Below are 24,236 nucleotides of genomic sequence, written 5' to 3' on the forward strand. Positions count from 1 at the left end.
TTAAAAAATTTCATGGATTCTTATAAAAAAGAAGGCGCGAATTTTACTTAAACGCTCAACAAAAAGCTATAAAATGAAGACTTATCTAAAATACCACTTCGCTAACAACACACCTGCATTTACTGCAATGTTTAAGCCTGATTTAATTGGGCTTGCGAGCGTTAAACGCACTTGCGTGTCTTCTGGTGTCGCCAAACTTTCCGTAGAACTTTCACTTAGCACAAAAACCACTTTATTTTTTAACCGCACTTTATCCAACGGCTCGCCTTGTTTATTGTGCGATACGTGAATAATTTGATAGCCTGATTTGCGCAATTGCATTAGAGCCGAATCAATATAATCCGTTTCTAACACTCGAATATATTCTGCACCGCCTTCTGCTACGCGCATTGAAGCTGCCGAATACAGATTTTCCACATTATCGGCGACAATATTTTTTACGCCAAAATAAGCACAAGTACGCAATACGCCACCAATATTTTGTGCATTATTCACGTTGTCTAATAGCACTAAACAATCCTCTTTACGAGGAATATCCAAATAACCTTGCAACGTGAAAGCACGAGGTTTCTTCACCAATAAACAAATGCCACCATGATGTTCTGTTCCGCTCACGCGAGCTAACTCTTCGCTATCTACAACATGATAAGCTTTCTTGTTTTCAGCTAAATAACTTAATACCTCGCCAATTTTGTGTGACATTTGTACGGTTGCCCACAATCGAACAATACTTTCAGGGCGTTCTGCAAATAAAGCTAAACAGGCATTTTCACCGTAAACTTTCATTTCTTCCGCTCGGTTTTTCTTAATTTTTTCAGGCGCACGAGGAGAAAGAGCACCAGTTTTCTTTTCTTTTGTTTTATAAACCGTACCCGTACTTTTTATCGTAACTTGAACCTTAGGTTGTTCTGTATTTTTATTTGATGGCGCACGAGATAAAGAAAGTTGCGTAATTTTAGTTTCTTTCACTTCTTGTTTATCACGAGAAAAACGAGATTTTTCGTTTCTATTTCCATTAAATTTATCATTAAAGCGCGGTCGATTTTGGCTTGGTTTTTCTCGATACTTTTCCCCTACAGAGCGTTCTTGAAAGGTTCTTCCGGCGGATTGAAAAGACGGTTTGCGTTTGTCGTTCATAGAATTTCCCTGAATCAAAATGGCTATTTTTTAGCCAAAAAATGCTAAAATTTGTGAGCATTATAACGAAAAAAAGCCTTTTTTCTATTAATAAGCGCATGAAATATTGTAAACTAACGCACTAGTCTTTAATCACGAGATGGATTATGTTAATCAATAAAACCAAACGAGCTGAACAAAATTTAAATAATTTGCCATTCCTTGCTTTGCAAGCTGAGCAAATTGAATTTTTGGGTAGCCCGGCTGAATTTAAAACTCAAATTATTGAATTAATCAGAAACGCAAAAAAACGCATTTATGTCACCGCACTTTATTGGCAAAAAGATGAAGCGGGGCAGGAAATCCTTGATGAAATTTATCGCGTGAAGCAAGAAAATCCACATTTGGATGTAAAAATTCTCATAGATTGGCATCGCGCACAACGCAATTTATTAGGGGCGGAAAAATCGGCCACCAATGCAGATTGGTATTGCGAGCAACGCCAAACTTATCAGTTACCTGATGATCCGAATATGTTCTTTGGCGTGCCAATTAATACGCGCGAAGTTTTTGGTGTATTGCACGTTAAAGGCTTTGTATTTGATGATACGGTGCTTTATAGCGGTGCAAGCATAAATAATGTCTATCTTCATCAATTTGAAAAATATCGTTACGACCGCTATCAAAAAATCGCTAATGCAGAATTGGCTGATTCGATGGTAAATTTCATCAATGATTACTTGTTAGATTTCAGTGCAGTTTATCCACTTGATGTCACCAACCGCCCTCGCACCAAAGAGATCCGTGGCAATATTCGCGCTTATCGTAAAGATCTTGCACAAAATGGTGAATATTCATTAAAAAGTGCGGTGGAATTACCGAATGTTTTAAGCGTATCGCCACTGTTTGGCTTAGGCGCATCAGGCAATGAATTAAATCAAGTAATTGAAGATTTATTCTTGCAAGTACAAGAAAAATTGGTGATTTGTACGCCATACTTTAATTTCCCACGCACATTGCAACATAAAATAGCAACGTTATTGGAAAATGGTAAACGAGTAGAAATTATTGTTGGCGATAAAGTCGCAAACGATTTTTATATTCCACCAGAACAACCATTCAAAATGGCGGGGGCGTTACCTTATCTGTATGAAAGTAATCTTCGACGTTTCTGTGAAAAATTTGAGACTCAAATTGAAAATGGTCAGCTTGTGGTGCGTTTGTGGCGTGATGGCGATAATACCTACCACTTAAAAGGTGTGTGGGTAGATGATCGTTATATTTTACTTACGGGCAATAATCTTAACCCTCGAGCATGGCGTTTGGATGCAGAAAATGGCTTATTAATTTACGATCCACAACAACAACTTTTAGCCCAAGTGGAAAAAGAGCAAAACCAAATTCGCCAACATACAAAAGTATTAAAACATTACACTGAATTAGAAGAATTGAATCAATACCCAGAACCAGTGCAAAAACTTTTGAAAAAATTTGCACGAATTAAAGCAGATAAATTGGTGAAAATGATTCTATAGTGCTAGATAATATTTAGATCTGATAACAAAGCCTTGTAAAAATGATCTATCCCCAAAAATTAGACGGTTTAATCAAGAGCTTGGACTTTGATTAAACCGTCTAATTTTTGGGAGGACAGCTTCATTATTACTACTCTTTTGGTTTTTTAATTTTGCTTAAGTATGTTTAACTACGTTTAACCAATTTCGTCCAGTTATAATAACCGTACAACGAGTTAAGTAAGTAGGCTGAGTACATTAAGTACATGGCCGGTGTTTCTGCCCATAAGAAAATAGAAAGGATATTTAAAGCAATCCATAACAGCCATTGTTCACGATAACGCAAAATCATTAGTAACTGAGCAGCAATAGTAATAACGGTAGTTAAACCATCTAGACCAGTAGAGCTCCCTCCCGCAGCCTGCAATGCCTGAACAAAAAGTAAAGTTCCAACTGTAGTTGTAACAATTAATGTAACCCAACCTTTAACAGTTAAAGCTTTTGCAATCACACTTTCTCCACCATCACTATTTTGCATATTGGCTTTCCACATAAAGTAACCAATAAATTGAGATGGCAAATATACATAGAGCACGGTATTCATTTCGCCTAAGAAATTCGATCCCCAAGCAACATAAAAATAAGTGTAAGCAAAAATTAATCCGAAGAAATAGTTACTAATTTTACCTTTACTTACCAATACCACACACAAAATACCGGAAATACCAGAAATCATTGCCAGCCAAGAATCAGGTGTTTGTACATAAGCCCAAATTTGCGCAATGATGAAAAGCGCAAGCCAAACTACCTCAAAAGGTTTCCAACCAGAAACAAATTCTTGTTTTAAACGTTCTGCCAAAGTCATTATTTACCCCTGTTGACTTAAATTTGAATGCGAGCATTCTTGCATTGTGCGTTGATAATGTAAAGATTCAGAGACATTTAATTCTCAACTTGTGAAATTCATCACATTTCGTTCAAATCCTAAGTAATTTATTATTCAGAAAACTCTCTAAAAATTTACCGCACTTTAAATACAATAATCTGGCTCAAGTGGTATTTTTGCTTGTAGTAAGAACTGTTTAGTCCGCTCGTGTTGTGGGCAAGAGAAGAATTTATCTGCTGTATTTTGTTCTACAATATGCCCATCCGCCATCAAAATTACACGATCTGCAACATCTTTCGCAAACTGCATTTCATGAGTAACGATAATCATTGTCCAGCCTTCTTGAGCGAGCATTTTTAGTGTTTGTAAAACTTCGCCAACCAATTCTGGATCTAACGCCGATGTAGGTTCATCTAATAAAATAATATCAGGTTTTACCGCAAGGGCTCGGGCAATTCCGACTCGCTGTTGCTGACCGCCAGAAAGTTGGGATGGAAATAAATCCGCTTTATTTTTTAGCCCTACCTTCTCTAACAAGCTAAGAGCCTTTTCTCTCGCCTGACTCTTATCTTGTTTTTGCACAACAACCATTCCTTCCATGATATTTTCAAGGGCGGAACGATGAGGAAATAAATTATATTGTTGAAATACCATTGATGAACGTCGGCGCAACTTCAATTCATCTGCTTTACTAATTTTCTGGCTAAAATCAATTTTTAGACTACCATCAGTAAATTCCAAAATGCCTTGCTCTGGTCTTTCAAGCAAATTTAAGCAACGTAAAAAGGTAGTTTTTCCAGAACCAGAAGGCCCTAAAATTGCGACCACTTCACCTTTATTAATTTCAAAATCAATACCTTTTAACACATGATTGCCATTAAAGTTTTTCTGAATATTACTTACTTTTAACATAGACAATCCTTACAAGTGACGAGAAAGACGTTTTTCTAAACGCATTTGACCAATAGATAACACAAGGCAGAAAACCCAATAAATTAATGCAGCCTCACTATAAATCAAAATAAACTCATAATTCTCAGCTGTAATATTTTGTGCGACACGAAACAGTTCTGCAATCCATACTAAAGAAGCCAAAGAGGTATCTTTCACCGTACTAATAAAAGTGTTAGAAAGCGATGGCACGGAAATGCGTAATGCCTGTGGCATAATCGTGCGAATAAATGCCTGTTGATAATTCATTCCAATAGCATAAGAAGCCTCCCACTGCCCTTTTGGAATCGCAGTAATGGATGCACGCACCGTTTCTGCAGCATAAGCACCGATATTGACTGAGAAGGCAATGATTGCAGTTGGGAAAGGCTCGAGTTTAATACCGACTTCAGGCAATCCATAGAAAATAATAAAAATCTGCACAAGCATTGGCGTACCACGAATAATAGAAATATAAGCGCGACAAATACTTTGCAAAAGTTTAGTCATAAAATTTGGATGAGGAAGCGTACAAATTACGGCAACAATTACCGCAATAAATAAACCACAAAAAAAGGAAATAACGGCTAAGGGAATCGTATATAAAATTGCGCCTTCCAACATAGGCCAAAACGAGCTGATTACATAATCAGCTCGTTCTGCACTCATAAATGGAAGACTCGCTAACAAATTATTGAGTAATGTCATCACCAAACCATTTAATTGAAAGTTGTTTTAATGTACCGTCTTGGCGTAATTCTTCTAATGCTTTATTCACTTTTGCAATAAGTGCTTCCTCGCCTTTCAAAAATGCGAAACCTGTCGGAATTTTCTTATCGCTCTCAACGGCAATTTTTAAACCTGCATTTGGTTGTTTTTTGAAATAATCAAGCACCGCTAATTTATCATTCACTGTTGCATCAACGCGTTCTTGTTTGACTGCTTCAAGATTTTGCGCAAGGCTATCCACGGTCACAATAATCGCACCATTATCACGAGCATCTTTGCTCCAGTTACTCGTTGCTGATTGAGCTGATTTTTTACCTTTTAAATCAGAGAAAGTCTTAATGCTGTTATTATTTTCTTTCGTCACAATAACCCCAGCAGAATAATTATAAGGCGCAGAATAATCATATTTTTTTAAGCGCTCTGGACTTGGATTCGTTTGGTTTGCAATAACATCAAATCGTTTTGCATTCAAGCCTGCATACATTCCATCCCAAGCGGTTTCTTTAAACTCAATTTTCAAACCTAATTTTTCTGCCACTTTCTCAATGATTTCTACATCAAAACCTGTCAACTTGCCGTCTTTACCATGAAAAGTAAATGGCGCATAAGTTCCCTCAGTTCCCACTAATAAAGTTTTAGTTTTTTCAACGCGGTCAGCAATTTCACCAGCGTGAGAAAATGCAGAGAAAGCAATACCAGCACTTAAAAGTGCGGTTGTAAAAAATAATTTTTTCATTTTTTATTCCTTGTGTTGTGTTTGTCTAAGCGTGATTATAAAAATCAAACTTATGAAAAAACAAGATTATTTATTTATATTTTATGAATTTTAGTTATAACAAAGCGAGATATGACCAATTACTATCAAAACAATAAAATAATCTACCGCACTTTCTTGTAGAAAAACAGGTTTCTAAACAATGTAATCAATCTACTCTTATAACATTTTGATAAAAAAATGCCTTTCTAAAGAAAGGCATTAGTAGAAATTTAAGATTATAAATAAAGTTGTAATTTCTAATAGAAAAGTAGCGTACCTAATTACGCTTCATCACTTCCAGAAAAACGTTCAATTTTCGCACCTAGACCACGTAATTTATCTTCGATATGTTCGTAACCACGATCGATATGATAAATACGATCTACAATGGTTTCACCTGTTGCGATACAACCTGCAAGAACCAAACTGATTGATGCGCGTAAATCTGTCGCCATCACTTCTGCACCAGATAACTGTTCAACACCGTGACATACCGCAGTATTCCCTTCAATTTCAGCTTTACCGCCCATGCGAATTAATTCAGGAATATGCATAAAACGATTTTCAAAAATCGTTTCAGTAATAATACTTGTGCCCTCTGCCACCATATTTAATAAGGTGAATTGAGCCTGCATATCAGTAGGGAAACCTGGATGTGGCGCAGTACGAATATTCACCGCTTTAGGGCGATTTCCAAGCATATCTAAAGTGATACTATTCTCAGTAACATCAACTTGAGCGCCAGCTTCACGAAGTTTATCGATCACTGCATCTAAAGTATCAGCTTTAGTATTTTGACAAACAACACGACCGCCCGAAATTGCTGCGGCAATTAAGAATGTACCTGTCTCAATACGATCTGGCACGACACTATGCTCACAACCAGTTAAATATTCAACACCTTCAATCGTAATGTGATCAGAACCTGCACCAGATATTTTCGCACCCATTTTATTCAGGAAGTCAGCGGTATCTACAATTTCAGGCTCACGAGCCGCGTTTTCAATCACGGTGGTGCCTTTCGCAAGTGTCGCTGCCATCATAATAGATAAAGTTGCACCTACGCTTACTTTTTCCATTACAATGCGAGTTCCCACTAGACGATCTAATACTTGTGCTTTTACATATCCTTCTTCAAGAACGATGTTCGCGCCTAATTTTTCTAAACCGCTAATATGGAGATCAACTGGACGAGCACCGATAGAGCAACCACCAGGTAACGATACTTGGCCTTGATGAAAACGAGCAACCAAAGGCGCCAATGCCCAAATTGAAGCACGCATGGTTTTAACCAATTCATAAGGGGCAGTGAAATGATCGATATTCGATGCATCTAATAAAACTGCGCCAGTTTCATCACGATCTACCACCACGCCTAATTTACGTAAAATTTTCAAAGTGGTTTCAATATCTTTAAGCGCAGGCACGTTCGTGAGTTTAACGGATTCTGTTGCTAAAATAGCTGCAAAAAGAATTGGAAGTGCGGCATTTTTTGCACCTGAAATATTCACGGTTCCACTTAAACGAGATTGCCCATAAACACGAAATTTTTCCATTTTTGAATCCTTAATTAAGTTGGTTTAATGCACGATCACGTTTCCACTTTTCAGTGGTATAAGTTTTAATTGTTAACGCGTGAATTTCGCCAGTAGTAAAATAAGCCATTAACGGAGCATAAATTGTTTGTTGTTGTTTTACGCGAGAAAGTGCGGCAATTTCATCACTCACGACAATCACGCCAAAATGCGCATTTTCACCTTGAGCATAAACCTCTTCTACGTTTAGCGCTTCTTTTAAAATTCGTTCAATTTCTTGAAGTTCCATCAGATTTCCGTTTAATTAAGATCTGTAAAATTTGCGATCCAATCAGACAAACCAACAAGATCTGCAAGGGTTAATAATTGTTTTGGTGGATAAACTAATCGCACTGTTTTGTTAAGGTTTTGACACTCTCGTAAAAAATCACAAAGAGCTGCAAAACCGGCTGAATCAATATGTTGAATACCAGACAAATCCCATTCAACAACCGTTTTATCAAGCGCATTCGCTGATAAAAAAACGTCACGTTGCTGCCACATAGGCAACAACGTGTTGCGAGATAGCTCCCCTGACAAAAGGAGCGCTATCTTATCATCATTTTTCTTTAAATCCCAATTTAACATGGCACAAGATTATTTGCTTAATGTTACAGGTTGGGCTGCTGATTTTTGTACTTGTGCAGTTAATGCATCAATGCCATGTTGACGTAAGATACCACTCCATTCTTGTTGTTTTGTTACAACCATGCTCACCCCCTCAGCAACCATGTCATAAGCTTGCCATTCGCCAGTTTTACTATTTTTACGCCATTTAAAATCTAATTTAATTGGTGCAGCTCCGTTAACTTGAATGATATTCACACGAATATTTACTAAGTTTTTGTCGCCTAATGCTTTTTCTGGCTCGATTTGAATTTGTTGATTTGAATATGCCGTTAATACTTGTGCATAAGCTTGTTCAATAAAATTACCAAAAGCTTTAAAGAATTTTTCACGTTGTTCAGGTGTAGTCGATTTGAAATGAGAACCTAGCACTAAAGAACCTGCATAATTGACTTGAACATAAGGTAGCAAATCATTACGAACGATAGTACGTAGATAATTTGGATTCTTTTTAATCTGGCTTTGATTTGCCTGAATATCAGAAAACAATTTATCTGACGCTTGTTGCATCAATACATAAGGGCTTGTTTCAGCCATAGCAGTACCAGCAGTAAAAAGTGCGGTAAATACTAAGGTTAAAATTGCAAACCATTTTTTCACTTGGAAAAATTTCATCATAAATCTCCTAAATAAATGTTAGTTGTTATTGTACTGTAGGCTCAGTCTTTTCACTGTTACCATCAGATTTTTTATCGCCGTAAAGGAATTGGCCGATTAAATCCTCCAACACCATAGCAGATTTTGTATCTTGAATTTGGCTACCCTCTTTAAGCATAGCCGATTCACCATCATCAAATCCCATTGTCAATGCAATATATTGCTCACCTAATAAGCCAGATGTCTTAATTGATAAAGAACTGTTTTCTGGGATTTCATTATATTCCTGGTTAATTGCAATACTGACTTTTGGTAAATAGCTTTTTTCATCAAGCGTAATACCGCTCACACGCCCAATAACCACTCCGCCAACTTTTAATGGTGCACGCACTTTTAGTCCACCAATATTATCAAAAGTTGCCGTCACAGTATAAGATTTCGTCTCACCAAAACCTTGTACGTTGGCTACGCGTAAACCTAAAAAAACTAAGGCGCCAATACCAAGTAATAAAAATAACCCGACCCAAAATTCATATTTAATTGTTTGTCTCATAAAAAATCCTTAACCTGCTCCAAACATAATAGCAGTCAAAATAAAATCTAATCCTAGAACAACAAGCGATGCATGCACAACCGTTCGTGTTGTAGCTTGGCTGATACCTTCTGATGTTGGCATACAATCATAACCATTGAACAGAGCAATCCAAGTTACGGCAACCGCAAAGAAAACCGCTTTAATAAAGCCATTTAAAATATCATAGCTCCAACTCACGGAATTTTGCATCACAGACCAAAAGCTGCCTGAATCAACACCTTTCCAATCCACACCGACTAAGGAACCACCCCAAATACCAATCGCAATAAACAAGATTGACAAAATTGGCATGGAAATAACCCCTGCCCAAAAACGAGGTGCAATCACTCGACGTAAAGGATCAACCGCCATCATTTCAAGACTAGAAAGTTGTTCAGTGGCTTTCATTAAGCCTATTTCAGCCGTCAATGCAGAACCTGCTCGACCAGCAAATAAAAGTGCGGTAACAACAGGCCCTAATTCTCGTAAAAGAGAAAGTGCTACAAGCTGCCCCAAACTTGTTTCAGCAGAAAAATCGACTAACACGACATAACCTTGTAGTCCTAATACCATTCCAATAAATAAACCGGACAACAAAATAATGAGTAACGATTGGACACCTAAAACATGCATTTGCTTCACAAGCAAAGGAAAATGCTTGCGAATTTGTGGCTTGCCGATCAATGCGCCAAATAACATAAAGCCTGCTCGCCCTAATGCACGGAAAAAATCAATCACCTGTTTTCCCAGAGCAGAAATAAAATTGACGATCATTCAAACAATTCCTTCACATAATCTTGCGCTGGGTACTTAAAGCGCACAGGACCATCAGATTCACCTTTTAAGAATTGCACCACTCGCGGATCTTGGCTTTGTAAAAGCTGATCAGATGTTCCTTCTGCGATGACTTTTTGGTCTGCAATAATATAGGCATAATCTGCAATACTCAATACTTCCTCCACATCATGTGACACCACGATAGAAGTCAAATTTAACGCTTCATTTAATCGTTTAATCAGGCTTAAAATCACGCCCATACTGATTGGATCTTGCCCAGTAAATGGCTCATCAAACATAATTAAATCAGGGTCAAGTGCAATAGCTCGCGCTAATGCAGCTCGACGAGCCATACCACCAGAAAGTTCTGAAGGCATCAATGCGGCAGCGCCTCGCAACCCAACCGCCTCCAATTTCATCAATACGATTTGACGAATTAAACTTTCAGGCAAATGCGTATGTTCCCGAATTGGAAAGGCGACATTATCAAAAGTAGAAATATCCGTAAAAAGTGCACCTGATTGGAATAACATCCCCATCCGCTTGCGTACTTCATACAGTTCACTATTAGATAGACGACAAATATCTTGCCCATCAAACAAAATTTCACCTTGTTCTGGCATTAGTTGCCCACCGATCAATTTAAGTAAGGTGGTTTTACCAATCCCCGACGGCCCCATGATCGCAGTGATTTTTCCCTTTTTTACTTGCAAATTCAGGTTATCGTAAATCACGCGATCACCGCGTTTAAAGGTGAGATTCTTAACTTCAATTAGATTTTGATTCATTAAAATCTCGTTTATAAATAAAAAGTGCGGTCGTTTTGACTAGCGTTTTTGTGAAAGGTTCATCTTACGACGAACAAACGCCATCATGCCGTGTAATACTAAAAACAACAATGATAAAGCATATAAAGGCATATTTCCCAACGCAGAATAAGGGGTTTTACCTTCCGCTGGTGCAATTTTATGCGTCAACGTTGTTTCAATAAACTGCGGTGCCTGCGCTAACACTTTACCTTGTGCATCAACAAAAACTGAAATGCCTGTATTGGTTGCACGAATAAGCGGTTTTCCCAATTCTAAAGCGCGCATTCTTGCCATCTGTAAATGTTGCCAAGGCCCAATCGAATCACCAAACCAAGCATCATTAGAAATCGTGAGCAAATAATCTGTATCTTGTTTCAAATTTTGCCGCACTTGTTCACCGAAAATAATCTCGTAGCAAATTGCTGGCGAAAAAGCGCGTTTTTTTGCCATTAAAGATGGCTGAATCGCATCCCCGCTTTGAAATGCAGACATCGGCAAATTAAACACTGAATTAAGTGGTCGCAGAATACTTTCTAGTGGAACATATTCACCGAACGGCACGAGATGATGCTTACTATAACGATTTGATGTATCGGGCTGATAAGGAAAATCTGGGTTTCCAGCAGTCATAATAGAATTAAGCAATTTACCAGATTTCGTATCTTGGAATACGGTTCCAACCATTATCTCCGTTTTCGTTTCTTTAGCAGCTCGATCTAATCCTTCAAAAAATGGGGTAATCGCATTTTCAAGAGTTGGCAATGCTGATTCAGGCAAAATAATTAAATCGGTTTTACCAAGATTTTCTGCGATTAATTTTTTATAAATCTCCAAAGTAGAATAGAAATAATCCGGATCCCATTTGAGATTTTGTTCAATATTGCCTTGAGCAAGCGTGACTGAAATTGCCTTATCTTCAACAGCTTTTACAAAGTGAATTCGGGATGAATAAACACTTAACTCCCCCACGATGATTAATAACAAAACGTTCGCCAAGACTAATTTAAGATTTTTCGTTTTAAATAAAGATAAAGCAAAATTAAACATCACCGTACTTGCCCAAACGGTAAAGAACGTCAATCCTGTTACCCCAAAAATCGGGGCGATGCCATAAAATGGGCTGTCAATTTGTGTATAACCAAATTGAAGCCAAGGAAAACCGGTAAAAATCCAACCTCGTAAAAATTCTGTAAATGTCCAAATTACGGCAAAAATTACCGCACTTTGAACTTGGAAACGCTGAACCAAATAGGTAAAGAGCATTGGGTATAGTGCAAGATAAGCCGCAAGTAAACCGACAAGGAAATAACTCACACCTAAAGACGCGCCACCAAATTGGTGAATACTGACATTAAGCCAACTTACCCCAAAGCAGAAAAATCCCATCGACCACAAAAAAGTCGCTAAAAGTGCGGTAGATTTTTTAGGATTTTTAGCGACATAAAGTAAACCGAGTAAAGAAACATAGGCTAAAGGCCAATAATCAAATGGCGAAAAGGCAAACACACCGACTAAACCAGATATAAGCGCAATAAGATAAGTAAAATATTTATTCATAAATTTAATTATATTTTGAACGCCCTTACGAGCGTCTTTTATGTTGAAATTTGAAATTCCATTCCAAGTAAATAAAAAGCACGCGTTAGAAAACGCGCGCCATCATTGAGGATGATAAAATGCTATTCGGCTTTTTCTTCCACATCATCCATTTCTGCCAAATGTTCATCTGGCACAGTCACTCGAAGTTGAATCAATCGGCGACTATCTGCCGAAGTAACTTTAAATTGAAGATTTTTCAACGTAATTTCTTCACCGCGTTTTGGTAAATAACCAAAAGTTTGCATAATCAGCCCGCCAATGGTATCGACTTCTTCATCATCAAAATCCGTATTAAATTGCGCATTGAAATCATCAATATCGGTGAGCGCACGCACAGCATAAGTATGACGAGAAAGCTGACGAATATCCGCGACTTCTTCTTCATCAAACTCATCTTCAATATCGCCAACAATTTGTTCCAAAATATCTTCAATGGTGACAAGACCTGATACCGCACCAAATTCATCTACCACAATAGCCATATGGAAACGCTCTGAGCGGAAATCTTTCAACATACGATCCACTCTTTTACTTTCTGGCACAATCACGACGGGGCGCAATAATGAAGATAAATCAAACTCTTCCGCATCTTCTCGTAAAAATTTCAATAAATCTTTCGCATGCAAAATACCCACGATATTATCGCGATCATCCGCATCGGCAATCACAGGAAAACGAGAATGAGCGGATTCAATAATTGTGTTTAAACAAGTATTTAAATCTTGTTGATCTTCAATAAAAATAATTTGTGAACGAGGAATCATAATATCGCGAACACGAAGCTCCGCGATTTCCATCACGCCTTCAATCATTTCGCGAGTATTTTGATCAATTAAATCGTTTTGTTCTGAATCGCGAATCACTTCAACAAGTTCTTCACGATTTTTTAGTTCACCTTGAAAAAAGCGACCAAATAAAGATTGGAAAAAAGGTTTTTTCGTATTTTCAGATTGGTTTGAATTTTGCTGTTCGTCGTTCATATTGGCTTGTAGTTGATGTCTTATTGACGGCGAAAAAGTATCATATTTTGAGCATCTTCGCAAAGATAAAGCAAGGGAAAAGAAAAGTGCGGTGAAATATCTCTTTATTTTCTACCGCACTTCAATTCTATAAGAACTTAAACTCCGTCCATTGATAATATCGCTCGCCTGCTTTTTGAATCCCGCCGTAATTTTGCCATTCAGGATGATTTGGTGTGTCGGGTAAACATTGGGTTTCTAGTGCTACGCCAGAAAAATCGGCATATAATCCGCTATTTCTCGTTGGTGTGCCTGCAAGATAATTACCCGTATAAACCTGCAATGCGGCTTGCGAGGTTCTTACTTCCAAACTTAAATCACCAGTTGGAGAAGTCAGTAACACACAGGGCTTTTGCCAAGCTTTATTGACAATAAAGGAATGATCGTAACCTTTTGTTGCTTGCTGATCCCCTTGTAAAAAATCTTGTTTGATGGGTTTAGCAATACGGAAGTCAAAACTTGTATTCACTACGTGCTTTAATGGAGAATTAGGAATCCCCTCATTATCTACAGGCAGATAAAAATCAGCATTTAAACGTAATGTATGTTCACGCACATCACTACCTTGCTCTGCATTTTCTAAATTAAAATAGGCATGATTCGTTAGGTTCAATGCGGTATCCTTATCACACATCCCGGCATATTCAATTTTTACGCTATTATCATCTGTTAGCGTATAGGTTACAGACACATCCACATTCCCAGGAAAACCCTGATCGCCATCCTCTGACTGTAATGAAAAACACACAAAATTCTCACCGCACTCTTGAATTTTCCAACGGCGTTTATCAAAGCCCTCTCCACCATGAAGCTGATGTTTACCTTGATTACTTTTCAACTGAATGAGTTCACCATTTAATTCAAATTGTGCATTTGCAATACGATTTGCATAACGCCCTACGCTTGCGCCTAAATAGCTTTGATGAGTGGGATAATCTTCTACCTTACAACCCAATAAAACCTCGCGTAAAGTGCCATTTACTGGCACTTTACAAGAAAGCCAAGTTGCACCCCAATCCATAAATTGAACACGCATTCCATTTTCATTTTGCAGAGTTATAAGCTGATAAGGTGCACCATCAGGCGCACTAAAAGTAGTTTGTTCTAACATCATTTTCTCTTAAATCACTCGAACACCTTGTGATGCAGTGCACACATAAAAAGTTTCTTTTAAACCAGTCGTTTTTTCGTAATTATCCGCAATAATTTTACGAACTGCATCGACTTTATCATGCGGCGCAAGTGCGACAATACAACCACCAAAACCGCCGCCTGTCATACGTGCACCGCCACTTTTACCAATAACAAGTTGAGCCAATTCAACTAAATAATCAATTTGTGGCACGGTGATTTCAAAATCATCACGCATTGAATCATGAGATTCTCCCATTAACTCACCTAAACGAGTCAAATCATTTTTCTTCAAGGCTTCCACTGCATCGAGTACTCGTTGATTTTCTGTTACGACATGACGAGCACGTTTTGCTGCTAACGGAGAAAGTGCGGTCAATTCCGCTTCTCTTTTTCGGAATTGTTCAACTGAAACATCACGCAACGCTTTTACTCCAAAAAATTTTGCCGCCTCTTCACATTGCTGACGGCGAGTATTGTATTCACCCGTTACCAAATCGTGCGGTACGTTTGAATTCACAATAATAACGGCGACATCTTGTGGCACGGGTGTTGGAGTGGTTTCAAGACTACGACAATCGATCATCAGTAAGTGATTTTCCTGCCCAAGCGCAGAAATTAACTGATCCATATTGCCACAATTTGCGCCAACAAATTGGTTCTCCGCTTTTTGCCCATTCAATGCAATATCTGTATGAGAAAGCGGTAAATCGCCAAGTTGTTGGCAGAATTTACCCACCGCAACTTCTAACGCTGCAGATGAACTTAATCCAGAAGAAAGCGGCACATTTCCAGAAATCACTAAATTTGCACCTTGTTGAAAGTGCGGGTAACGTTCTTGGATAAATTTTACAACCCCACGCACATAATTAGCCCATTTGTGTTCACTCTTCGGAATTTCAACATTGAGAGAAAATTCATCAGTTTCATCAAGATCCGCCGCATAAACATTCCAAATATGATCATCTCGTTTTGTACCAGAAACGGCCGTACCAAAATTAATCGCACAAGGCATAACAAAGCCGTCGTTGTAGTCAGTATGTTCGCCGATGATATTTACGCGACCAGGGGCATAGACGGTAAGATCTGGTTGTTTTTGGTGTTTTTGTGTAAAGAGTTGTTGGGCGTTCTTAATTGGATTCATATTAACTTCCTTTTGCTTAGGGTAACCTACCCTAGGCTAGCTGAAATGCTACCCCTTTGGGGTAAATTATTTGTTTAATAGTAAGTTTCCCAAAGGGAAACCACTTTTAGTAACCGTGGGTATACTTACCCACGCTAACAGGCTTATCTTTCTTTATAATGAACTTCACTCAAAGCACGTAATCGCTCTGCTGCCTGTTCTGCCGTTAAATCGCGTTGACTTTCGCCTAACATTTCATATCCCACCATAAATTTACGCACGGTTGCTGAGCGTAAAAGAGGAGGGTAAAAATGAGCATGTAACTGCCAATGTTCGTTATCTTCGCCATTAAATGGTGCCGCATGAAATCCCATTGAATATGGAAAAGAGGTTTCAAAGAGATTATCGTATTTGGTCGTCAATTTTTTCAAAATAACCGCAAGATCTTCTGATTGTTTGTCACTTAATTCAGTTAAACGTTTTACATGCGTTTTTGGTAAAAGCAATGTTTCAAATGGCCAAACAGCCCAATAAGGCACTAAAGCTACCCAATGTTCAGTTTCAACGACAATACGTTCTTTTAACTCCAGTTCTCGTTTCACATAATCAACTAACATTACTGAACCATGTTTTAATAAATAATCGCGTTGTGTGCGATCTTCACGAGCAACTTCATTTGGCAAGAAATTATTCGCCCAAATTTGACCATGTGGATGTGGGTTCGAACAGCCCATTGCCGCCCCTTTGTTTTCAAAAATTTGCACCCATTGGTATTTTGCACCAAGCTCTCGAAGTTGCTCTTGCCATACTTTAATCACTTCTTCAATCTCAAGTGCGGTCAATAATGGCAATGTTTTACTATGATCTGGAGAGAAACAAATAACTCGACTTTCACCACGAGCTTGAGAACTCTGGAAAAGTGGATCGGAGGATTTTTCAGGGGCTGGCGTATCTTCTAAAAGTGCGGAAAAATCATTTTTAAACACATAAGGTTTACGATAATCTGGATTTAATTCACCTGTAATACGCTTATTACTCGGGCAAAGATAACAAGTTGGATCATAACTTGGTTTTTGTTCTTCATTCACTTTTTCTTGTTGCCCTTGCCATGGACGCTTAGCACGATGTGGTGATACCAAAACCCATTGATCAATTAACGGATTATAGCGACGATGTGGATGCTCGGTTGGTTCAAAAATATCACTCATAATTGGCTCCCTTTCTAAATTGTAAACGATTACACAAAATGCTGCGCATAAGATAGCAAATTCACAAAAATAAACCGTGATCCGTATCACATAATATGAAAATCTCTGAAAGTTTTTTGTGATCTCAGTTACAAATCAGAAAGTAATCGCTTTCAATTTTATTTAGAAAGAACATAATTAAGAAACGTAATTCCATTATGGAAAGTATTCTATGAGCACCATTCATGATGTAGCCGAATTAGCCCATGTATCTATTGCTACTGTTTCTCGTGTTATAAATCAACATCCCTCAGTGAGTGAAGATACCCGCCTTGCCGTAAAACAAGCAATTGAACAACTTAATTATCAGCCTAATGCAAATGCTAAAGCCCTTGCAATACAAAACACGGATACTATTGGTGTGGTTGTTACCGATGTAACAGACTCGTTTTTTGCTATTTTAGTAAAAGCCGTAGATAAAGTTGCAGAAGCACACCGTAAAACAATCTTGATTGGCATTGGCTATCACCATGCAGAGAAGGAACGTGAAGCTATTGATACTTTACTTCGCAAGCGTTGTAGTTGTTTAGTTGTGCATTCCAAAGCGTTATCCGACGATGAACTTAGCCATTATTTGAAAACAGTACCAGGAATGGTCATTATCAACCGAGTGATTCAAGGCTATGAAAATCGTTGCGTAAGTTTAGATAATAAAAAGGGAACCTACTTAGCAACAGAAATGCTTATCCGCTGTGGTCATAAACATATCGCATATATTGGATCTAACCATGCAATTTTCGATGAAATTGAGCGTCGAGATGGTTATCTTACTGCATTAAAAGATCACAATTATCCAATTATTGAGCATGCCATAACGCACAATTCACCAGACTTCGAAGGTGGTGAAAAAGCAATGATTGATTTGCTTAGTTATAACAAAGATCTTACTGCTGTGGTCGCTTATAACGATTCAATGGCGGCGGGAGCCATTTCAGTTCTCAATGAAAACAATATTAGTGTACCAAGCCAATTTTCAATCATTGGTTTTGACGATATGCCAATTGCTCGTTATTTAATTCCTAAATTGACGACCATTCGCTATCCTATTGATTTAATGGCAACTTATGCAGCCAACCTTGCGTTAAGCCTTGTCGATAATGAGGTGAGAACGCCATCAACAATTCAATTTAACCCAACATTAGTACGTCGTTTTTCTGTGGAATCTATCTAAATTTGAAGATAAACGCACTCATAAAATGTGATAGCGATCACAAATCCGAGTTTTTAATGTAATCGTTTTCATTTATGTGAGTTTGATCACAGATTCCAAGCAGATTATTCGCTAATATGGCATCAATTGCAGAATGTAATGCAATATTTATCTCTAACATCAACATTCCAAAATAGGAGCGTTATTATGAAAAAAACAGCAGTATTAAGTGCAGTTGCTTTGGCTATCGGTTTAGGTGCAGCATCTTCTAGCTTCGCAGCAAGTAACAAAATTGGTGTAACCATTTACAAATACGATGACAACTTCATGTCTTTAATGCGTAAAGAAATCGACAAAGAAGCTAAAGCACTTGGTGGCATTAACTTATTAATGAATGACTCCCAAAATGCACAATCAATTCAAAATGACCAAGTTGATGTATTACTTTCCAAAGGTGTGAAAGCTCTTGCAATTAACTTAGTTGACCCTGCTGCAGCACCAACCATTATTAGCAAAGCAAAACCAGACAACATTCCAGTTGTATTCTTTAATAAAGACCCAGGTGCAAAAGCTATCGGTTCTTATGAACACGCTTACTATGTAGGTACTGATCCAAAAGAATCTGGCTTAATTCAAGGGGATTTAATTGCAAAACAATGGAAAGCGAATCCTGCTCTAGACTTAAATAAAGATGGCAAAATCCAATTCGTGTTATTAAAAGGTGAACCAGGTCACCCAGATGCTGAAGCTCGTACAAAATTCGTAGTTGAAGAACTTAATGCGAAAGGTATCCAAACTGAACAATTATTTATTGATACCGGTATGTGGGATGCTGCAATGGCGAAAGATAAAGTAGATGCTTGGTTATCTAGCTCTAAAGCTAACGACATTGAAGTAATTATTTCTAACAACGATGGTATGGCATTAGGCGCATTAGAAGCAACCAAAGCACATGGTAAAAAACTCCCTATCTTCGGTGTGGATGCGTTACCAGAAGCATTACAACTCATCAAAAAAGGTGAACTTGCTGGTACTGTGTTAAACGATGGTGTGAACCAAGGTAAAGCGGTTGTTCAATTATCTAACAACTTAGCACAAGGCAAAGCAGCAACTGAAGGCACAAAATGGGAATTAAAAGATCGTGTTGTACGTATCCCTTATGTTGGTGTAGATAAAGACAACTTAGGCGACTTCTTAAAATAATTTCTCATCAATTTTTGTTGTAATCCAAGGGGAAGTTGCCCTTCCCCTTTTTAACGAGGTTGGATATGACATCTCAAACTCAAAGTCAAGACAGCCAAGTGCTGCTCACAATGACCAATGTCTGCAAGTCCTTTCCAGGCGTAAAAGCCTTAGATAATGCAAACCTAACGGTTCGTTCACATTCTGTTCATGCTTTAATGGGTGAGAACGGCGCGGGCAAATCTACATTACTAAAATGCTTATTCGGCATTTATGCCAAAGATGAAGGCGAAATCCTTTTCTTAGGCCAACCCGTCAATTTTAAAACATCTAAAGAAGCCCTTGAGAATGGTATTTCAATGGTGCACCAAGAACTCAACCTCGTGCGCCAAACTAGCGTAATGGATAACTTGTGGCTTGGACGCTATCCACTTAAAGGACCTTTTGTCGATCACGCGAAAATGTACCGTGATACTAAAGCGATTTTTGATGAATTGGATATTGATGTAGATCCTAAAGAAAAAGTCGCCAAACTTTCAGTTTCTCAAATGCAGATGATCGAAATTGCGAAGGCGTTCTCGTATAACGCTAAAATCGTAATCATGGATGAACCAACATCCTCGCTTTCTGAAAAAGAAGTTGAGCATCTGTTTAAAATTATCGACAAATTAAAACAACGCGGTTGCGGAATTATTTATATTTCTCACAAAATGGATGAAATCTTCAAAATCTGTGATGAAATTACTATTTTACGCGACGGTAAATGGATCAATACGGTAAACGTGAAAGAATCCAGCATGGAACAAATTGTCGGAATGATGGTAGGTCGTGAATTAACACAGCGTTTCCCTGAAAAAACAAACACGCCAAAAGAAGTAATTTTACAGGTGGAAAATCTTACCGCTAAAAATCAACCATCCATTCAAGACATATCTTTTGAATTACGAAAAGGTGAAATTCTGGGTATTGCAGGCCTTGTGGGGGCTAAACGTACCGATATCGTTGAAGCTATTTTTGGCGTACGTGAATTAACCGAAGGAACTATCAAGTTACACGGAAAAACCGTGAAAAATCATACCGCACTTGAAGCGATTAATAATGGCTTTGCATTGGTAACTGAAGAGCGTCGTTCAACAGGTATTTACTCTAATTTAAGCATTGAATTTAACTCATTGATTTCAAATATGAAATCTTATCTCACACCATGGAAATTACTTAGCACGAAGAAAATGAAAAGTGATACCCAGTGGGTAATTGATTCAATGAATGTTAAAACACCATCACATAGAACAACAATTGGTTCTCTTTCTGGCGGTAACCAACAAAAGGTCATTATCGGTCGTTGGCTTTTAACTCAACCTGAAATTCTGATGCTTGATGAGCCGACTCGTGGTATCGACATCGGGGCAAAATTTGAAATTTACCAACTTATTCAAGAACTCGCTAAAAAAGATAAAGGCATTATTATGATTTCATCAGAAATGCCTGAATTACTAGGTGTAACTGACCGTATTTTAGTGATGAGTAACGGTAAATTGGCGGGTATTGTAGAAACTGCAAAAACTTCACAAGAAGAAATCTTGCAACTCGCTGCGAAATATTTATAAATATAAGGAATGAATTATGAGTGCCTTAGAAAAAAACAAATCCTTTGATTTATTAAAACAAAATGCGATTTATTTTGTCTTGCTGATTTTGCTTGGCATTATTATTGCGCAAGATCCAACCTTTTTAAATTTAATCAACTTCAGTAACATCTTAACCCAATCTTCTGTGCGCTTAATTATTGCACTCGGGGTTGCTGGATTGTTGATTACACAAGGAACTGACTTATCTGCAGGTCGCCAAGTTGGTTTAGCGGCAGTTATCTCTGCAACCATGTTGCAGTCAATGGAAAATATGAACCGTGTATTCCCTGAAATGGGTGAAATTCCAATTCCTGTGGTAATTCTTGCAGTATGTGCTGTGGGTGCGTTAATCGGCTTGATTAATGGATTAGTTATCGCTTATTTAAATGTTACCCCATTCATTGCAACAATGGGTACGATGATTATCGTATACGGTTTTAACTCACTCTATTATGATGCTGTGGGTGGTTCGCCAATCGCAGGTTTTAGCGAAAATTTCTCAACATTTGCTCAAGGATTCTTCCGAATCGGCAGTTTTAAACTCTCTTACATCACAATCTATGCAGCCATTGCCTCATTCTTAGTTTGGGTGATGTGGAACAAAACTCGTTTCGGTAAAAACGTATTTGCTATCGGTGGTAACCCAGAAGCAGCGAAAGTATCTGGTGTAAACGTTGCACGTAACTTAGTTGTCATCTACATGATTGCAGGTATGTTCTATGCCTTTGGTGGTATGCTCGAAGCCGGTCGTATCGGTTCTGCAACTAACAACTTAGGTTTCATGTATGAATTAGATGCTATCGCCGCTTGCGTGGTCGGTGGCGTATCTTTCGCTGGTGGTGTAGGTACCGTAATTGGTGTAATCACTGGGGTTATCATCTTTACAGTTATCAACTACGGTTTAACTTACATCGGTGTAAACCCTTACTGGCAATACATCATCAAAGGTAGCATTATTATTCTAGCGGTAGCCATTGACTCATTAAAATACGCGAAGAAAAAATAATACGAATAACCTCTCTAAAAATAACAAAAAAGTGGGCATGCTTGCCCACTTTTGTTTTATATACTCAATTCAACGTGAATTTATAACCTCAGTAACGATATTTATGCAATAATCAGCAAACCCTGTATAATTGCGCCACCATTTTTATAGAGAGATAATCATGCAAATTAACTTTACACAAGTATTGCAAGACAGTTGGAACTTTTTCCGTAATCAACAAAAAATCATGCTGCAATTTGTCGCAATTTTATTTATTGTGCAAAGCGCAAGTGCACTTTTAAGTTTTCCAGTTAATGATGAAAATAAAAATGATGTATTAAATCTCGCAAATACAGATATCACAAGTTTTATCTTTTCAGTTGCAATCACTCAGATTTTAACGAGTTTTATCTCCGCTTGGGGATTAACCTCAATCCATAAAATTAGCTTACAAAATTACCGCACTTTGGGTGAAACCTTCTCACTTACCTTGCGTCGTTTTTCAGGTGTAATTCTGTTAGATCTATTAATGGTTGCACCAATGTTACTTGGTCTTGGTGAAGCCTTTGCTGCATTACTCACAAAAAAATCGCCCTCTATCATGTCACTTATCGCGATGATTGTTGGCGTTTGGTTCTTCGTCCGTTTAAATTTGACGGCAGTACATTATCTTTCTACTCAAGATACACTTTCGCAAACTATCCGAAAAATTTGGAAGCGAGGAAATACTCGAAAAGGCGTATTGTTTATTTACACCCTACTGGTTTATTTTCTCGTGCCAGTCCTCATTTTCCAATTAAGCGCATTTTCCAATAATGCTGTGTTTGATATGGTGATAGGCATTTTCACCGCATTACTTAATATTTTTATGCTAGTAGTGACTTATCGTTTCTACAGCTTATTTATGAAGGATTAATCAATATGAAACAACTCCTTGACTTTATCCCTTTAATTTTATTTTTTGTCACTTACAAACTCGGTGGTGTACGTGAAGCAGCCATCGTATTAGTAGTGGCAACAATTTTGCAGATCGTGATTTTAAAATGGAAATATGGAACCGTTGAAAAACAACAAAAAATCATGGCAAGTGCGGTCGTTTTTTTTGGACTTTTAACCGCTTACTTTAATGAAATCCGCTATTTGCAATGGAAAGTGACGATTATCAATGCCTTGTTTGCCATTGTTTTGCTCGTCGCACAATTTCAATTTAAAACTCCATTAATTAAAAAATTACTTGGCAAAGAGCTACAACTGCCCGAAAAGGCTTGGAATACACTTAACCTCGGTTGGGCTGTATTCTTTATTATTTGCATGTTGGTGAATATTTATATCAGCCATAATATGTCGGAAGAAGCTTGGGTTGATTTCAAATCTTTCGGAATTATTGGTATGACGGTGATTGCAACGATTATTTCAGGTGCTTATATCTATCGCTATTTACCTAAAGATGATTCAAATTCAAAAGATGGAGAAAAATAATGTCTTCCAATTTTACTGATAAAAATGGCCGCCATTCCAAAGGGATTCTATTACTACGAACTTTGGCGATGCCTTCTGACACTAATGCCAACGGAGATATTTTCGGCGGTTGGATCATGTCTCAAATGGATATGGGTGGTGCGATTTTAGCAAAAGAAATCGCACACGGGCGCGTGGTTACCGTTGCCGTTGAAAGTATGAATTTTATCAAACCAATCTCTGTGGGGGATGTCGTCTGTTGCTACGGACAATGCCTCAAAGTTGGGCGTTCTTCCATTAAAATTAAAGTGGAAGTATGGGTGAAAAAAGTGGCGAGTGAACCAATTGGTGAACGTTATTGCGTCACAGATGCGGTATTTACTTTTGTTGCAGTTGATAATAATGGTCGCTCTCGCACGATTCCCCGTGAAAACAACCAAGAGTTGGAAAAAGCATTAGCCCTAATTTCCGAATTAGAAACAGAACACCCTTGTAAATAAAAGGAAATAATTATGTACTATGTTATTTTTGCCCAAGATATTCCCAATACGTTAGAAAAACGCCTTGCAGTACGCGAACAACATTTAGCTCGTTTAAAACAGCTTAAAGCAGAAAACCGATTACTGACGGCAGGACCAAATCCTGCAATTGATGATGAAAATCCGGGGGAAGCTGGTTTTACTGGCTCAACCGTCATTGCTCAATTTGAAAATCTACAAGCGGCAAAAGACTGGGCTGCACAAGATCCTTATGTCGAAGCTGGTGTATATGCAGATGTCGTTGTAAAGCCGTTTAAAAAAGTATTTTAATTCTAATAACGCAAT

General features: G+C 38.0%; 26 protein-coding genes. 9 read left to right on the plus strand and 17 right to left on the minus strand.

Going from position 1 to position 24,236, the window contains the following annotated elements; translation table 11 throughout:
• Positions 1 to 81 precede the first annotated feature (81 nt).
• The gene (locus DV428_RS03185) at positions 82 to 1,137 is read right to left on the minus strand and encodes a tRNA/rRNA methyltransferase (protein ID WP_114908658.1); all 1,056 of its coding nucleotides are present in this window, start codon (positions 1,135 to 1,137) and stop codon (positions 82 to 84) included.
• A 146-nt stretch (positions 1,138 to 1,283) separates the two neighbouring features.
• Here DV428_RS03185 and pssA point away from each other — a divergent pair, with 146 nt between their 5' ends.
• Positions 1,284 to 2,651: a CDP-diacylglycerol--serine O-phosphatidyltransferase gene (gene pssA, locus DV428_RS03190; protein ID WP_114908659.1), complete on the plus strand. Its 1,368-nt coding sequence runs from the start codon at positions 1,284 to 1,286 to the stop codon at positions 2,649 to 2,651.
• Positions 2,652 to 2,817: 166 nt separating this feature from the next.
• Here pssA and pnuC read toward each other — a convergent pair whose 3' ends face one another.
• The 16 genes from pnuC to galT form a co-directional block, all read right to left on the minus strand.
• Positions 2,818 to 3,495 (minus strand): nicotinamide riboside transporter PnuC, encoded by a 678-nt coding sequence (pnuC, locus tag DV428_RS03195; protein WP_114908660.1) that lies wholly within the window; start codon positions 3,493 to 3,495, stop codon positions 2,818 to 2,820.
• 165 nt (positions 3,496 to 3,660) lie between these two features.
• Positions 3,661 to 4,428 (minus strand): amino acid ABC transporter ATP-binding protein, encoded by a 768-nt coding sequence (locus tag DV428_RS03200; RefSeq protein WP_114908661.1) that lies wholly within the window; start codon positions 4,426 to 4,428, stop codon positions 3,661 to 3,663.
• 9 nt (positions 4,429 to 4,437) lie between these two features.
• Positions 4,438 to 5,154: an amino acid ABC transporter permease gene (locus tag DV428_RS03205; protein ID WP_046953354.1), complete on the minus strand. Its 717-nt coding sequence runs from the start codon at positions 5,152 to 5,154 to the stop codon at positions 4,438 to 4,440.
• The gene (locus tag DV428_RS03210; RefSeq protein WP_114908662.1) at positions 5,138 to 5,911 is read right to left on the minus strand and encodes an amino acid ABC transporter substrate-binding protein; all 774 of its coding nucleotides are present in this window, start codon (positions 5,909 to 5,911) and stop codon (positions 5,138 to 5,140) included. The genes DV428_RS03205 and DV428_RS03210 overlap by 17 nt, the downstream gene beginning before the upstream one ends.
• A 302-nt stretch (positions 5,912 to 6,213) precedes the next feature.
• Positions 6,214 to 7,488 carry a UDP-N-acetylglucosamine 1-carboxyvinyltransferase gene (murA, locus tag DV428_RS03215; protein WP_114908663.1) on the minus strand — a complete coding sequence of 425 codons (1,275 nt, stop codon included), beginning with the start codon at positions 7,486 to 7,488 and terminating at the stop codon, positions 6,214 to 6,216.
• 10 nt (positions 7,489 to 7,498) lie between these two features.
• The gene (locus DV428_RS03220) at positions 7,499 to 7,756 is read right to left on the minus strand and encodes a BolA family protein (protein ID WP_005628347.1); all 258 of its coding nucleotides are present in this window, start codon (positions 7,754 to 7,756) and stop codon (positions 7,499 to 7,501) included.
• Positions 7,757 to 7,767: 11 nt separating this feature from the next.
• Positions 7,768 to 8,094 carry an STAS domain-containing protein gene (locus DV428_RS03225; RefSeq protein WP_032826558.1) on the minus strand — a complete coding sequence of 109 codons (327 nt, stop codon included), beginning with the start codon at positions 8,092 to 8,094 and terminating at the stop codon, positions 7,768 to 7,770.
• Between the two features lie 9 nt (positions 8,095 to 8,103).
• Positions 8,104 to 8,748, minus strand: a complete 645-nt coding sequence (gene mlaC / locus DV428_RS03230; RefSeq protein ID WP_192882116.1) for a phospholipid-binding protein MlaC — start codon at positions 8,746 to 8,748, stop codon at positions 8,104 to 8,106.
• 28 nt (positions 8,749 to 8,776) lie between these two features.
• A complete protein-coding gene (gene mlaD / locus DV428_RS03235) occupies positions 8,777 to 9,283 on the minus strand; it encodes an outer membrane lipid asymmetry maintenance protein MlaD (protein WP_005636837.1) in 507 nt (168 codons plus the stop codon).
• Positions 9,284 to 9,292: 9 nt separating this feature from the next.
• On the minus strand, positions 9,293 to 10,078 hold the full coding sequence (mlaE, locus tag DV428_RS03240; protein ID WP_005628334.1) for a lipid asymmetry maintenance ABC transporter permease subunit MlaE: 786 nt from the start codon (positions 10,076 to 10,078) through the stop codon (positions 9,293 to 9,295).
• Positions 10,075 to 10,869 carry a phospholipid ABC transporter ATP-binding protein MlaF gene (gene mlaF, locus DV428_RS03245; protein ID WP_114908665.1) on the minus strand — a complete coding sequence of 265 codons (795 nt, stop codon included), beginning with the start codon at positions 10,867 to 10,869 and terminating at the stop codon, positions 10,075 to 10,077. The genes mlaE and mlaF overlap by 4 nt, the downstream gene beginning before the upstream one ends.
• 39 nt (positions 10,870 to 10,908) lie before the next feature.
• Positions 10,909 to 12,447, minus strand: coding sequence for an apolipoprotein N-acyltransferase (lnt, locus tag DV428_RS03250; RefSeq protein ID WP_114908666.1), 1,539 nt, complete (start codon positions 12,445 to 12,447; stop codon positions 10,909 to 10,911).
• A 122-nt stretch (positions 12,448 to 12,569) separates the two neighbouring features.
• Positions 12,570 to 13,469 carry a CNNM family magnesium/cobalt transport protein CorC gene (corC, locus tag DV428_RS03255; RefSeq protein ID WP_114908667.1) on the minus strand — a complete coding sequence of 300 codons (900 nt, stop codon included), beginning with the start codon at positions 13,467 to 13,469 and terminating at the stop codon, positions 12,570 to 12,572.
• Between the two features lie 127 nt (positions 13,470 to 13,596).
• Positions 13,597 to 14,619 (minus strand): galactose-1-epimerase, encoded by a 1,023-nt coding sequence (galM, locus tag DV428_RS03260; RefSeq protein ID WP_114908668.1) that lies wholly within the window; start codon positions 14,617 to 14,619, stop codon positions 13,597 to 13,599.
• A 9-nt stretch (positions 14,620 to 14,628) separates the two neighbouring features.
• Positions 14,629 to 15,783, minus strand: a complete 1,155-nt coding sequence (galK, locus tag DV428_RS03265) for a galactokinase (protein WP_114908669.1) — start codon at positions 15,781 to 15,783, stop codon at positions 14,629 to 14,631.
• 143 nt (positions 15,784 to 15,926) lie between these two features.
• Positions 15,927 to 16,970, minus strand: a complete 1,044-nt coding sequence (galT, locus tag DV428_RS03270) for a galactose-1-phosphate uridylyltransferase (RefSeq protein WP_114908670.1) — start codon at positions 16,968 to 16,970, stop codon at positions 15,927 to 15,929.
• Positions 16,971 to 17,181: 211 nt separating this feature from the next.
• Here galT and DV428_RS03275 point away from each other — a divergent pair, with 211 nt between their 5' ends.
• The 8 genes from DV428_RS03275 to DV428_RS03310 all read left to right on the plus strand — a co-directional run bounded on the left by DV428_RS03275 (position 17,182) and on the right by DV428_RS03310 (position 24,221).
• Positions 17,182 to 18,180 carry a substrate-binding domain-containing protein gene (locus DV428_RS03275; RefSeq protein WP_114908671.1) on the plus strand — a complete coding sequence of 333 codons (999 nt, stop codon included), beginning with the start codon at positions 17,182 to 17,184 and terminating at the stop codon, positions 18,178 to 18,180.
• A 186-nt stretch (positions 18,181 to 18,366) separates the two neighbouring features.
• Positions 18,367 to 19,362, plus strand: coding sequence for a galactose/glucose ABC transporter substrate-binding protein MglB (gene mglB / locus DV428_RS03280; protein ID WP_005628316.1), 996 nt, complete (start codon positions 18,367 to 18,369; stop codon positions 19,360 to 19,362).
• 65 nt (positions 19,363 to 19,427) lie between these two features.
• Complete coding sequence (mglA, locus tag DV428_RS03285; RefSeq protein ID WP_114908672.1) at positions 19,428 to 20,948, plus strand: galactose/methyl galactoside ABC transporter ATP-binding protein MglA; 1,521 nt, start codon at positions 19,428 to 19,430, stop codon at positions 20,946 to 20,948.
• A gap of 16 nt (positions 20,949 to 20,964) precedes the next feature.
• Positions 20,965 to 21,975, plus strand: coding sequence for a galactose/methyl galactoside ABC transporter permease MglC (mglC, locus tag DV428_RS03290; protein WP_053465209.1), 1,011 nt, complete (start codon positions 20,965 to 20,967; stop codon positions 21,973 to 21,975).
• Between the two features lie 160 nt (positions 21,976 to 22,135).
• Positions 22,136 to 22,870 carry a hypothetical protein gene (locus DV428_RS03295; RefSeq protein ID WP_114908673.1) on the plus strand — a complete coding sequence of 245 codons (735 nt, stop codon included), beginning with the start codon at positions 22,136 to 22,138 and terminating at the stop codon, positions 22,868 to 22,870.
• A 5-nt stretch (positions 22,871 to 22,875) separates the two neighbouring features.
• Positions 22,876 to 23,433: a septation protein A gene (locus DV428_RS03300; protein ID WP_005636812.1), complete on the plus strand. Its 558-nt coding sequence runs from the start codon at positions 22,876 to 22,878 to the stop codon at positions 23,431 to 23,433.
• Positions 23,433 to 23,912 carry an acyl-CoA thioester hydrolase YciA gene (gene yciA / locus DV428_RS03305; protein WP_114908674.1) on the plus strand — a complete coding sequence of 160 codons (480 nt, stop codon included), beginning with the start codon at positions 23,433 to 23,435 and terminating at the stop codon, positions 23,910 to 23,912. Before DV428_RS03300 ends, yciA begins: the two co-directional genes overlap by 1 nt.
• A gap of 12 nt (positions 23,913 to 23,924) precedes the next feature.
• On the plus strand, positions 23,925 to 24,221 hold the full coding sequence (locus DV428_RS03310) for a YciI family protein (protein ID WP_114908675.1): 297 nt from the start codon (positions 23,925 to 23,927) through the stop codon (positions 24,219 to 24,221).
• Positions 24,222 to 24,236: the final 15 nt, after the last annotated feature.

Origin of the sequence: Haemophilus haemolyticus (assembly GCF_003352385.1) — a bacterium.
GTDB lineage: Bacteria > Pseudomonadota > Gammaproteobacteria > Enterobacterales > Pasteurellaceae > Haemophilus > Haemophilus haemolyticus_I.